Below are 13,538 nucleotides of genomic sequence, written 5' to 3'. Positions count from 1 at the left end.
GTCAAATCTTTTAAAAAGATTTAATTTTTCTCTTTAGGCTTCAATAATTATGGACATATTAAGAATTGCAACGGCTGGCTCGGTAGATGATGGTAAAAGTACTCTAATCGGCCGCTTGTTATATGAAACAAATTCAATCACAAAAGATAAAATCGAAGCACTTGAATCGGCCTCAAAGCGAAAAGGCCTTGATTTCTTAGATTTATCACTATTGACAGATGGCTTAATTGCAGAGCGTGAACAAGGTATCACGATTGATGTGGCTCACATTTACTTCAGCACGCCCAACAGAAAATACATCATTGCTGATACGCCAGGACACTTTGAGTACACGCGAAACATGGTAACTGGTGCATCAAATACCTCAGTATCAATTATTTTGATTGATGCACGAAATGGTGTTGTGGAACAAACCAAACGCCATTTTTACATATCCTCAATGCTTCGAATTAAGAATATCATTGTGGCTGTAAATAAAATGGATTTGGTTGGCTATAGTCAAGAAAGATTTGAATCAATTAAATCTGAACTTTTAGCAATTGCCGAACAAGTAAGTTTTGAAGGGCAAACCTTGAAATTTATTCCAATTTCTTCACTTTATGGAGAAAATTTAGTTCGAAAATCTACCGAAACTCCTTGGTACGAAGGCGAGCCACTTTTAGAAACACTCGAACATTACGGAACACAGAATGCTGAACTAAGCACAAAACAAGCTCGGTTCCCTGTTCAACATGTAGTTCGACCAAAAACAGAAGAATTCCATGATTATAGAGGTTATGCTGGTAAAATTGCCAGTGGAAGCTTTTATATAGGTGATTTAGTAGAAGCTCTTCCTAGTGGCCAAATCAGTAAAATCAAAACTATTGAGAAATTTGGTGTCGAACTGGAAGTTGGAAAAGCAAAAGAATCAGTGGTAATTACTCTTGAAGACAATATTGATGTAAGTCGAGGAAATATGCTGGTTAAAGTTGGTGAACAACCAGAATCTAGAAAAGAAATTGATGCAAAAATTTGCTGGTTAGATAGCCAAATGCTTACAGTTGGTAAAACTTACTTGCTTCAACACGGAATCAATAGAGTTAAAGCAAAAGTTACTAAAATTAATTCAGTAATTGATATTAAAAATATGTCATTGAGCAATACTGCACCTGCAGATGGAGGCTTAAAACTCAACGAAATTGGTTGGATTAGTGTAAAGACAGCAAGCCCAGTTTTTGCTGATAAATATGAAGACAATTCAGCAAACGGTTCTTTCATTTTAATTGACGAAAGTAGTAATGGAACTGTTGGAGTTGGATTTGTCGAATAAAAAAACTATTTTTAAAACCATATTCATCAACCAAACTATCATTCTATTAGTTTAGGTTAGATAAAAATTAGACGGCTAATTGGCTGTCTTTTTTTTTCTCCAAATCCTTTTAGTTAGTAATTTTAAAACTAATAAAACGATTAGTAGGAGTTATTATCGTTCGAAAATGCAGACTCCATGGCTTTTAAGTAGATTCAAACATAAATTTCCTCCAGTATAACGCCCATTTAGGGCAAATTCTGCTCATTTAATTGAAAATTTACTTCCATTTAATAAGAAACTCTAACGATTATCAGTATTACTTATTTGCTCCTTTGGCAAAACAATATAGTCTTCAACAATTGTTGCTTCTTCCTCACGTTCAGATTTCTGCATGTAAAAAGATTTAGCACGCTTAAACCATCCTTTATTTACATTGGCATCTTTTCTTGAACGATAATATCTTAATCGATACTCTACATAAGGATTGACAATATCTTCAGGGTATTCAAACGAGTTGGCAACTTTAACATCACTTAGCGTAAGTACGCCATTCTCAGGAACACCAATTATTTTTTCAAAAGCCATAATGTTTCTATTTTCTTTACCTTCTCCTGCATTAATCAAATGGTCAATTAATACTTCTGCAACCTCCTGACTTTTGAACTGAGGCCCTAAGAATTTATTCCAGTAGTAATGCTTATGAATGTAAAGAGCCTCTTCTTTTGTAAACATTTTATTGCCCCAAATAGGCTTATGTATACCATATCCACTGCCTTCAAATTTGAGTAACTTGGGAGCATATTTACTGAAAGACGCCGCCTGATTGACATAAACTACGCAAATTGTTGATAAAAAGCTAATAGCAAATAAGCTTAAAATTATTTTCTTAAGATTCATTTTATATTTATTTACAGTTAATTGTATTAATACAAAAACTGTACCGCTAAATAGTAAAGTAGAAATTTTTGATAGGCAATAAATTAATTAAGTAGAGTTATTTCTTGGTAGGTACCCATAAAATGAACAAAAAAATACTATCAACTATTTAACGAAAAAAAATAATTGATAGTATTTAAGGAGTTTCTAAAATCAATTGTTTAACACAACTTCTTCTGCTTCGAATTCGCAATTGTTGATTGGAATTTCAACTTTTTCGAGCATTTTTGGCAGTACTAGATAATTGGCTAGCATATTTCCGGACTTGTCTCTTATGGCAAAACTCTTTGCTCGACTAAGCCAACCTTTATTTCGACTAGCATTTTTTCTCCCTTTGTAAAAATACAATCGGTAATTTATGTAAGGATTAATAATTTTTTCAGGAGATTTGAATTTATTTGCTGCTTTAATATCATTTAAAGAAAGATATCCGTCTTGTCTAACACCAATGATTGCTTCAAAAGCCTTGATGTGAACGCACTCTTTACCTACGCCTGCATTAATTAATTGGTCAATTAATACTTCTGCAACACCTTGGTCTTTAAACAATGAAGCATTGTATTTATCCCAATAATGTGTTTTGTAGATTAAATAAGCTTGATTTTTTGTAAATGGTTTGCTTCCCCAAATAGGCTGATGGATACCATATCCGTTACCTTCAAATTTGATTAGTTTTGGAAAATATTTATCGAAAGAAGCAGCAAATGAAAATTGAATTGTAAGTAATGTAAGAAGTGTTGTTAATAATTTACTTTTTTGAAAAGTCATATATTAATTTGATGGTGAAGCACAAAGATAAATTTAATTTATTGATTATCAAGCACTTATTCAAATTTTATTATGTAATTTTTAAACTTTCTTCTTTTAATTATATTATTTCTACTATTGTTTAAAATTCAAGAATCCAGAAAATGTACAATATTAGGATGCATGCCTAATATTGTTATTTTGCCCCAAATTGTTAGCAATTATGGTAGAACTTAAGCACAAATACTCATTTAAAAACTAAATCACTCCAATGCCTTTGGACTTTTCTTATAATAATTGTTGCTAAAACAAGTATTTTTCGAGTATGAAAGAAAATTTGGTTTAAATGTTGTTATGCCAAATAAATTTGGTATTATATTGCAATGTGTTTATCTATACTCAAGCTATACATATACGTTTCAAAAGATTATATGGGTCGTAGATAATTACAATTTTACAACAAAATCACTGTCGGAAAACAAAGCATTTCGTGTTTAACAACATGCTTCGTCCGTTAGGTACAATTTTAAATCACTATTTTTTTGTACGATGACTGAAACTGAACAAGTTACAGAGCAACAACAAGGTTTATATCGCTCAGATTTTGAGCACGACGCTTGTGGTATTGGCTTTAGAGCTCATTTGAAAGGACGCAAGTCGCACGGGATTGTAGCCGATGCGATTAAAATGCTCGAACGCATGGACCACCGTGGTGCATGTGGATGCGACCCTAACACTGGTGATGGAGCAGGTATTTTACTCCAAATTCCTCATGAGTTTTTCTTAGATGAATGCCGTAAACTCAATTTCCATCTTCCACCAATAGGAGAATATGGTGTTGGTATGATTTTCTTCCCAATGGATGAAACCGAGCGTGAAGAATGTCGTGCAATTTTGAATCGTAAAATTGAAAAACTTGGTTTAGAGTTACTCGGTTACCGTATTGTTGATACCAAAGGAGATATTCTTGGTGAAGGTTCAGGTTCAGTTGAACCACAAGTAGAACAAGTGTTCATCAAACGTCCAGTGGATATTACTGAAGAAATTGATTTTGAAAGAAAATTATACATACTACGCCAATATGCCTCTCGAGTAATTAAAGATGCAGTTGTTGGAGCTAAAGAACATTTCTATTTCTCATCGTTATCTTGCCGTACAATTTCTTATAAAGGCCAATTAACGACAGAGCAATTAAAATATTATTTCCCAGATTTATCAAACAAATCTGTTACCTCTGCATTTGCAGTTATTCACTCACGTTTCTCTACAAACACATTCCCTTCTTGGAAATTGGCTCAACCATTCCGCTTTATTGCACATAATGGTGAGATTAATACTGTAAAAGGGAACGTAAACTGGATTCGTGCTGGAGAAAAATCATTTATTTCTGAATTCTTTACGAAAGAAGAAATGGATATGATTTTACCAATCTGCGATGCAGGAAACTCTGATTCTGCTCAATTAGATAATGTAATTGAATTACTATATCTTTCTGGCCGTTCATTACCGCATGTAATGATGATGCTTGTTCCTGAAGCTTGGGATGGAAATGAAGCAATGGACCAAGAAAGAAAAGCATTCTATGAATACCATGCGGCCATTATGGAGCCTTGGGATGGTCCGGCTTCAATTTCATTTACTGATGGAAAAATGGTAGGTGCTACACTCGATAGAAATGGTCTGCGTCCATCTCGTTATTGGGTATTAAACGATGATACTGTTATCATGGCATCTGAAGCTGGTGTATTAGATATCGACCAAGAGAAAGTAGTATCTAAGGGACGTTTACAGCCGGGTAAAATGTTTGTAGTAGATATGGAACAAGGCCGTATCATTCCAGACGAAGAAATTAAAGCTGATATTTGTTCTCGACAACCATACCAAGAATGGTTAGATGAAAACAAAATCAAAACCACTGAGCTTCCAAAATCAATTCGCCCATACCAACATTACAGCGAAGATACTTTATTGAAACGCCAAATTACCTTTGGTTTTACATCAGAAGACCTTCGCATGATTCTTGCTCAAATGGCCCAAACAGGTGCTGAAGCGATTGGTTCAATGGGTGTAGATACTCCTTTGGCAATTCTTTCAGACCAAAGCCAACACTTATCGTACTATTTCAAGCAATTATTTGCACAAGTTACCAACCCACCAATTGACTCAATTCGTGAACGTTCGATTATGTCATTGATTTCATTTGTTGGGGCAAACGAAAATATTCTCAAAGAATCGCCAATTCACTGCCGTATGGTTCAACTTGACCAACCAGTATTGACGATTGAAGAGTTTGATAAACTTCGATTTGTTGATTACAAAGGATTCCAAGCAAAAACTATTAATACTTACTTTAATTCAAAAGCAGGTGATATTGGTAAAGCACTAGAATTTGGATTAGAGCGTATTTGTCGTTATGCTGAAGATGCGATTGAAGATGGATTTGAAATCTTGATTTTGTCTGACCGTGCGATTGATAGTGACCACGCTCCTATCCCGTCATTGTTAGCTACAGCAGCCATTCATCATCATTTAATTAGAAAAGGAATTCGTGGTAAGGCTGGAATCTTAGTAGAAGCTGGTGATATTTGGGAAACTCATCACTTTGCAACTCTAATTGGATATGGGGCTTCTGGCATTTGCCCTTATATGGCCTTTGAAACTCTTTCTTCAATGAATAAGAAAGGATTAATCGAAGGAGAATTTGATGATTACACACTCAATAAAAATTATATTAAAGCAGTTGATAAAGAGTTGTTGAAGATTTTCTCAAAAATGGGTATCTCAACGCTTCAATCTTATCAAGGTGCACAAATATTCGAGTGTATCGGTTTGAATAAGCAAGTAATTGACAAATATTTTACTGGTACAATTTCAAGAATTGGCGGTATGGGCTTGGCAGAAATTGCAAAAGAAGCCAATATCAGACACCGAGTCGCTTTCCCAGAGGTACCTCAGGAATCAGTAAAACGCTTGGAAGTTGGAGGTGTTTATCAATGGAAACAACGTGGGGAAAGACACATGTTTAATCCTCAAAGTATTCACCTATTACAACAATCTGGTAGAGTTGGAGAAAAAGACCTTGATAAAGGATACCAAATTTTCAAGCAATACTCAAAACTTATCAACGAGCAAACGAAAGATGCTTTAACTCTACGTGGTTTGTTGAAATTCAAAAAAGGAAATTCTATTCCATTAGAAGAAGTAGAACCAGTTGAAAGTATTTTCAAACGTTTTGCTACTGGTGCCATGTCGTTTGGCTCAATTTCTTGGGAAGCTCATACGACTCTAGCAATTGCGATGAACCGAATTGGTGGTCGTTCAAACTCTGGAGAAGGTGGCGAAGACGAAATTCGTTACAAACCAGATGCCAATGGAGATAATTTAAGTTCAAGCATCAAACAAGTTGCATCAGGACGTTTTGGTGTTACAAGTTATTATTTAACTAATGCGAAAGAACTTCAAATAAAAATGGCTCAAGGGGCAAAACCTGGTGAAGGTGGTCAGCTTCCTGGTCATAAAGTAGATGATTGGATTGGTCGAGTTCGTCATAGTACACCTGGTGTGGGTTTAATCTCCCCTCCTCCACACCATGATATTTATTCAATTGAAGATTTAGCACAATTAATTTATGATTTGAAAAACTCAAATCGTGATGCAAGAATTTCAGTTAAATTAGTTTCTGAAGCAGGTGTAGGTACAGTTGCAACGGGTGTAGCGAAAGCACACGCCGATGTGGTTTTAATTGCTGGACATGATGGTGGTACTGGAGCTTCTCCGCTTTCATCTATTCGTCATGCGGGCTTACCATGGGAGTTAGGTTTAGCTGAAACTCACCAAACTTTGGTTAAAAATAAATTGCGTGGACGCATAACAGTTCAAGCGGATGGTCAATTACGTACAGGACGTGACCTTGCAATTGCAGCCTTATTAGGTGCAGAAGAGTTTGGTGTAGCTACCGCTGCTTTAGTTTCAGTGGGTTGTATCATGATGCGTAAATGTCACTTAAATACTTGTCCTGTTGGTGTTGCCACACAAAACAAGGAGTTAAGAGCAATGTTTAGCGGTAAACCTGAGCATGTGGTAAATATGTTTACTTACTTGGCAATGGAGTTACGTGAAATCATGGCAGAATTAGGCTTCAGAACTGTTAACGAAATGGTTGGTCAATCACAATTCTTGGAAAAACGTGATGACATTAACCATTGGAAATATAAGAAAATTGACCTTTCTGGAATTTTATATAAAGAGCCAACTACCTTGGATGTAGCTCAATACAAGCAAGAAGAGCAAGACCATGGTATTTCTCAGGTGCTTGATTGGACTATGATGGCAGATGCCAAACCAGCTTTAGAAAGTAAACAAGAAGTTAGTGCTGAATATACGGTTAATAACTTAAACCGCTCAATTGGTGCAATGACTTCTAATGAAATTTCAAAAGTTTATGCCGGTGATGGCCTTCCTTATGGAACTATTCATTACAAATTCCGCGGTACAGCAGGACAATCATTCGGAGCTTTCTCAACAAAAGGTTTAAAACTTGAATTAGAAGGCGATTCAAATGACTATTTTGGTAAAGGTCTTTGTGGGGCAGAATTAGTTGTTTATCCAGATAGAAAGTCAACTTTTAAGGCTGAGGAAAATATGATCATTGGAAACGTGGCATTCTATGGTGCTACCTCTGGTGAAGCGTATATCAGAGGTATGGCTGGAGAACGTTTCTGTGTAAGAAATTCAGGAGCAAAAGTAGTTGTTGAAGGTATCGGAGACCATGGTTTAGAATACATGACTGGTGGTTTAGCCATTATTTTAGGCGAAACTGGAAGAAACTTCGCAGCTGGTATGAGTGGTGGTATTGCTTATGTTTATAATCCAAACAAAACATTTGAAGCAAAATGCAACAAAGAGATGGTTGGTTTAGAAACAGTTGATGCCGAAGATGCAGCTATGCTAAAATCTTTCATCGAAAAACACCAAAAAGAAACCAATAGTGAAGTAGCTGCTCGTATATTAGCTAATTTCGATAACGAAATTCCAAACTTTGTGAAAGTATTCCCAACGGATTACAAGCGAGTTTTATTGGAAAGAAAGAAAAAAGCTGAAGCTGAAAAAGCTATTGCATAAAAAATATTCGTCCTCATTGTCTATGAGGACGAATAAACTAAATTATTAAAGAAATACACAAAATCACGATATTAAAATGGGAAAACCAACTGGTTTCTTAGAATTTCAAAGAGAAGCGGCAGCTAAGCGAAACGTTGATGAACGTCGTTTAGACTACAATGAAGTTGAACTACCTGTAGATGAAAATAATACTCAAAAACAGGCCGCTCGCTGTATGGATTGTGGCGTACCATTTTGTCATAATGGATGTCCACTAGGAAATATAATTCCAGAGTTTAATGATGCCGTTTATGAAGAAAACTGGGAATATGCTTATCAGATTTTAAGCTCTACAAATAATTTCCCAGAATTTACAGGAAGAATTTGCCCAGCACCTTGCGAATCTTCTTGCGTATTGGGTATCAATAAACCACCAGTTGCAATTGAATACATTGAAAAATCAATCATTGAAAAGGCTTATGCTAATGGTTGGGTTAAACCAAATGTACCTAAAAAACGCACTGGCAAAAAAGTAGCTGTAGTTGGTTCTGGCCCTGCTGGTCTGGCTGCTGCTTCACAACTAAACAAAGCAGGACATTTAGTTACAGTTTTTGAACGTGCCGATGAAGTTGGTGGACTTTTACGCTACGGTATTCCTGATTTCAAACTAGATAAATCTGTAGTTCGTCGTAGAGTTGAAGTGATGAAAGCAGAAGGCATTGAATTCATTACAAATGCAAATGTTGGAGTAAATGTAAAAGCTTCTGACCTTGTAAGAGACTTTGATGCTATTGTTTTAGCTGGTGGCTCAACCGTACCACGTATGATTGAAATAAAAGGAAAAGAGTTGAAAGGTATCTATCCTGCAATGGAGTTTTTGAGCCAACAAAATAAGCGTGTTTCAGGTATTGAACGTGTGAACGACCATCGTGGTTCTGCATATCAAAATGGTGAATTGTTAGCAACTGGCAAAAATGTAGTGGTGATTGGTGGTGGAGATACAGGTTCTGACTGTGTAGGTACTTCTAATCGTCATAAAGCAAAATCAATTACACAGGTTGAGGTAATGCCTGAACCAGAATTAGACGATAAGAAACAACCTTTCTACCAAGTTCGCTCAGAAGCAACTCCTTGGCCTATGTGGCCGTTAACCAAACGTACTTCTACTTCGCATGAAGAGGGTTGTGAGCGTTTGTTTAGTATCAATGTAAAGGAATTCATTGGTGATGAAAATGGAAATTTAAAAGGTATTTTAATTTCAGAATCTGCTATGTTTAATGGAACTAAAGTAGAAATGAATGAACGTGAAATTCCTTGTGAATTAGCTTTAATTGCCGCAGGTTTCTTACATCCTCAACAAGATATTTTAAGTCAATTAGAAATTGAAGTTGATGAAAGAAAAAATGCTAAAGCACCAAATTATCAAACATCAAATCCAAAAATCTTTGCTGCGGGTGATATGCGTCGTGGGCAATCATTAGTTGTTTGGGCTATTTCAGAAGGTCGTGAATGTGCTCGTAAAGTAGATGAGTATTTGATGGGAGAAACACTATTGGAAGCAAAAGCAGTTTCAATGATTTCACCAGCATACGCTGAAGCATAATTTATATTATTACACAAAATAAAGCCATTCTTGAATTTCAGGAATGGCTTTATTTTTGAACAGAATCTAGAAATAAATGCTAAAAAATGTTCTGAACAGTTTTCAAAAAAAGATAATAAACTTGTTAATTACAAACTATTACTGAAATGAAATTGAATGATAAGTTATCTCGAAATTCACGATAACTCATGCTTTATCATACATTTAAATACCAAAGTATTTCTTAATATTGTTTTGAATTCTTTCATGCACATTTTCACCTGATTGAGGTTCAAACTTTTCACCCGAAACATTCTCGTAAAGTTCAATATAGCGATTTGAAATTTCCAATACTTTTTCGTCAGTCATTTCTGGAACAACTTGCCCATCTTTTCCTTGAAAATTATTAGCTATTAACCATTCACGTACAAATTCTTTCGATAATTGCTTTTGTGGTAAATTTTGAGCTAGATTTTCTTCATAACCTTTCTTGAAAAAATAACGGGAAGAATCTGGTGTATGTACTTCATCAATTAAATAAATAACCCCGTCTTTTTCTCCGAATTCATACTTTGTATCAACTAAAATTAAACCACGTTCGGCAGCCATTTCAGTACCTCTCGCAAATAGAGCCAAAGCATACTTTTCAAGTTGAATATATTTTGCCTCTTCAACTAAACCACGTGCAATGATGTCTTCTCTCGAAATATCTTCATCGTGCCCTTCGTGTGCTTTTGTTGTTGGAGTAATAATTGGACTAGGAAGCTTATCATTTTCCTTCAAACCTTCAGGTAAAACAACCCCACAAAGTGTTCTTAAACCACTTTTGTAAGTTCGCCAAGCATGACCCACTAAATATCCTCTTACAACCATTTCAACCGGAAAAGTTTCGCATCGAACACCAATCGAAACATTTGGGTCAGGTGAAGCCAACAACCAATTTGGTACAATATCCTTAGTGGCATTTAAAAACTTTGCAGCAATTTGGTTTAAAACTTGTCCTTTGAATGGTATCGGTCGAGGAAGAACCACATCAAATGCTGAAATTCTATCCGACGCCACCATCACGACTTTATCGTTAAAATCATAAACATCGCGTACCTTTCCACGGTAAAATCCAGTTTGTCCTTCAAAATTAAAGTTTGTTTCCTTAACTGCGGATTGTAAAACGCCGCTATTTGAAATTTGAGTCATTATATTGATAAGATATTTATTTACGAAATTTAAGCTTATTCTCTTTTATTTTTATCACCAATCGTTTATTACCTTTTCATTCTTTGAACCTTGATACCTGCGTTTTTGTGCAAATTGTAATTCAGAATTCTTCATTGACTCTAATAGTTGTAAAGCCTTTTCTTTACTCATTTTTTCTGGGGTCATTGAATCAAGAATATCTTTTTTTTCTTCTGATTTCTCAGCTTCAGCAGCGGTGTTTGTTTTATTTTCATTATCCGAAGTTGGGCTCTGACTATTTTTTGGAGGAGTTTGGGGAATCTTTTTCCTCAAAAGTTCATAATTATACCGAGCAACTTTATTTCTATCATCTTTTTGCAGAGCAATCTTAAAAAGTTCTAATGCTGAGATACTATCTCCACGCATAGTTTCGATTACACCTACTTGTATCATTGCAACCGTAGAAATCTCTACATCATTTAATCTAACAAGCTTTCGATATTCTTCTAAAGCCCTAAGTGTATCATTGATTTTAAAGTAGGCATGAGCCAAATTCAAGCGAGCTTCGGGTTCAAGGTTATATGAAATATTGGCTAGTGACTGGTACTTTTGAACTGATAATGAATAGTTTTTTTTAAAAAAAGCCTTTCCTGCCTCTATTTTCAAAGCATTTCGTTCTTGTACATTTGTTAAAGAACGAATGTTGAGGAAGAGTAGAATTATATAAAAAAACCATAAATTCATAGCTATATTTTAATTGTTCGCACAGTGAACAGTATATCAATAATGATTAAAATTAATGCTAAAAAGACAAAATAATAATATTTATTATTGGCAACTGTCATTTTCCTTGTATCAATCCAGTTACTCTCAACTTTATCAACCTCTTTCAATAAATCAACAACCCCATTTTGTTGATTGTTCAACTGAAAATATTTGCCATTCAAATCCTTAGTGAGCTTTATTAAGTATGAAGCATTCAATTTAGAAATAATAATTTTTCCACCACTATCTTTTTTAAAATCAAGTTCTTCTCTAATCTGGCCTCCTTGTGCAGTGCCCACACCCAAAGTCAAAAGATTAATTTTATTTTTTTTCAATTCTGCTAAGATATTAGAATCAAGTTGCCCAAAATCCTCTCCATCTGTTATTAAAACTAATACTTTACTTTTTCTTGGATTTTGAACACTACTTATCTTAAATTTACTCAAAATTAATTCAAATGCAGAATTAAGATTTGTACCATTTTGAACAAAAAGCTCGCTATTTAATTTTTGAATAAATAACTTTACTGCATCGCGGTCGAATGTAAGGGGACTGTGGGTATAAGCTCCTGATGAAAAAACTATCAATCCTATTCTATCGGACTTCAACAAATCAATATTTTTAATTAATTCAAATTTAGTTTTTTCTAATCTAGAAGGCTCAATATCAACGGCATCCATTGATTTTGAAAGGTCAAAAACTAAGTATATGTCTTTACCTGTTGCTTGTGCTTCAATTTCGTTGATACCAAAACTGGGTCCTAACAAACCCATTATGCATAAGCTTAAATAAATAACTCTTGTGATAAACTTAAATATCACTGAGCGGGCAGTAGTTCCTAAACGCCTAGCTAATATATATAAACGAATAAAGTAGGTAGCATAAACCAACAAAAAAATGCCTATAAAGACAAATTCGACAATAGTAAGTGGCTTTATCCAATTCATGCATAAAATTATCACTGTTTAACGAGAACCCCAAGAAACTAAGTCAAATTTTCAAATAGTTGACCATTAAAATAAACGATTAAATTAGGTAGTTTGCTTAGTGATTTCAAAGAATAACACTATTACAGATGATTTTTGCTATTTTTGCAAAGTCTAATAGAATTATTCAGTTAACCTAATAAAAGGAGGACAATATCAAAACTAAACTCACAAATACAATTATCTATATTGGTGTTTTATTAACAATAACACCCATTTTTGCTTTATTTTCATACAATTCTGGATTTGGATATGATGCTCTCGAATATTTAGTTATTGGCCGTTCTCTTAATGATGGCTATCAATTGTATGATTTTATTCCATCAAAATCTTGGCTTTGGTATGTATTTGTGCAATTAGGAATTAACCTATTTGGCGGTGATTTTAACCATTTAACAGTTACACTGCTTATTTGTACCTCATTTATTGGCATTGGTATTTCAAGCTATTTCGTTGTTCTTAAACTTACTAAAGATAGCCAACAGGCACTTATTGCATCTTTTCTCTCGCTTATTTGCTGTTTTTTCATGGAAATGAATTTCCTTGAACCTGAAGCCCCAATTGCTATATTGGCTATTTGGTCATTATTATTTCTTTCAAAGAATAAAAACCTAGATTGGTTCGTTGGCGGACTATTACTCGGAATTGCAATGTTGTTTAAAAGTATAGCGATGTTCTACGTTGCAGGTGCAGGGCTATACCTATTTTATGAATGTTTTATTTTAAGAAAATCTTCATTTTGGCAAATTTTTCAAAAAGGTCTTTGTATCCTAATGGGGTTTGCCGTTCCGCTATTACTTTCACTTATTTATTTCAACCAAATAAATAAATTGGACGAACATATTTATTGGTCATACATATACCCTTTTGGCTCCTACCCTGCTCATACATTATTTCTTAAAAAGCTTATTATCAAAACCTTCTGGTTTATTATTCTGACAGCTATTAGCATAATTTT

General features: G+C 34.6%; 9 protein-coding genes. 4 read left to right on the top strand and 5 right to left on the bottom strand.

The features are described from left to right. Window positions 1–49 precede the first annotated feature (49 nt). Window positions 50–1,309 (top strand): sulfate adenylyltransferase subunit 1, encoded by a 1,260-nt coding sequence (locus A6M55_RS07585; protein WP_064197121.1) that lies wholly within the window; start codon window positions 50–52, stop codon window positions 1,307–1,309. A 282-nt stretch (window positions 1,310–1,591) separates the two neighbouring features. Here A6M55_RS07585 and A6M55_RS07580 read toward each other — a convergent pair whose 3' ends face one another. Together A6M55_RS07580 and A6M55_RS07575 are read right to left on the bottom strand one after the other, a co-directional pair. Continuing rightward, window positions 1,592–2,188 (bottom strand): hypothetical protein, encoded by a 597-nt coding sequence (locus tag A6M55_RS07580; RefSeq protein WP_015030752.1) that lies wholly within the window; start codon window positions 2,186–2,188, stop codon window positions 1,592–1,594. 192 nt (window positions 2,189–2,380) lie between these two features. Next, window positions 2,381–2,995, bottom strand: a complete 615-nt coding sequence (locus A6M55_RS07575) for a glycosyl hydrolase 108 family protein (RefSeq protein ID WP_064197120.1) — start codon at window positions 2,993–2,995, stop codon at window positions 2,381–2,383. Window positions 2,996–3,523: 528 nt separating this feature from the next. Here A6M55_RS07575 and gltB point away from each other — a divergent pair. Further along, window positions 3,524–8,095, top strand: coding sequence for a glutamate synthase large subunit (gltB, locus tag A6M55_RS07570; RefSeq protein ID WP_015030750.1), 4,572 nt, complete (start codon window positions 3,524–3,526; stop codon window positions 8,093–8,095). A gap of 76 nt (window positions 8,096–8,171) precedes the next feature. Continuing rightward, window positions 8,172–9,677, top strand: coding sequence for a glutamate synthase subunit beta (locus A6M55_RS07565; protein ID WP_015030749.1), 1,506 nt, complete (start codon window positions 8,172–8,174; stop codon window positions 9,675–9,677). Window positions 9,678–9,881: 204 nt separating this feature from the next. On the opposite strand, the gene A6M55_RS07560 is transcribed toward A6M55_RS07565, so the two are convergent. The 3 genes from A6M55_RS07560 to A6M55_RS07550 are packed head-to-tail and all read right to left on the bottom strand — an operon-like array spanning window position 9,882 to window position 12,541. Then, the gene (locus A6M55_RS07560; protein ID WP_064197119.1) at window positions 9,882–10,850 is read right to left on the bottom strand and encodes a phosphoribosylaminoimidazolesuccinocarboxamide synthase; all 969 of its coding nucleotides are present in this window, start codon (window positions 10,848–10,850) and stop codon (window positions 9,882–9,884) included. 54 nt (window positions 10,851–10,904) lie between these two features. Beyond that, a complete protein-coding gene (locus tag A6M55_RS07555) occupies window positions 10,905–11,573 on the bottom strand; it encodes a hypothetical protein (RefSeq protein ID WP_064197118.1) in 669 nt (222 codons plus the stop codon). A gap of 2 nt (window positions 11,574–11,575) precedes the next feature. Continuing rightward, window positions 11,576–12,541, bottom strand: a complete 966-nt coding sequence (locus A6M55_RS07550) for a VWA domain-containing protein (RefSeq protein WP_064197117.1) — start codon at window positions 12,539–12,541, stop codon at window positions 11,576–11,578. 344 nt (window positions 12,542–12,885) lie between these two features. Between A6M55_RS07550 and A6M55_RS07545 the strand changes: the two genes are divergently transcribed. Continuing rightward, a partial coding sequence (locus tag A6M55_RS07545; protein WP_197491676.1) for a glycosyltransferase family 39 protein occupies window positions 12,886–13,538 on the top strand: 653 nt, incomplete at its 3' end.

Source organism: Emticicia sp. MM, from assembly GCF_001649495.1.
Note: the sequence above shows the minus strand (reverse complement) of the source record. Positions and strands in the feature narration are given on the sequence as shown.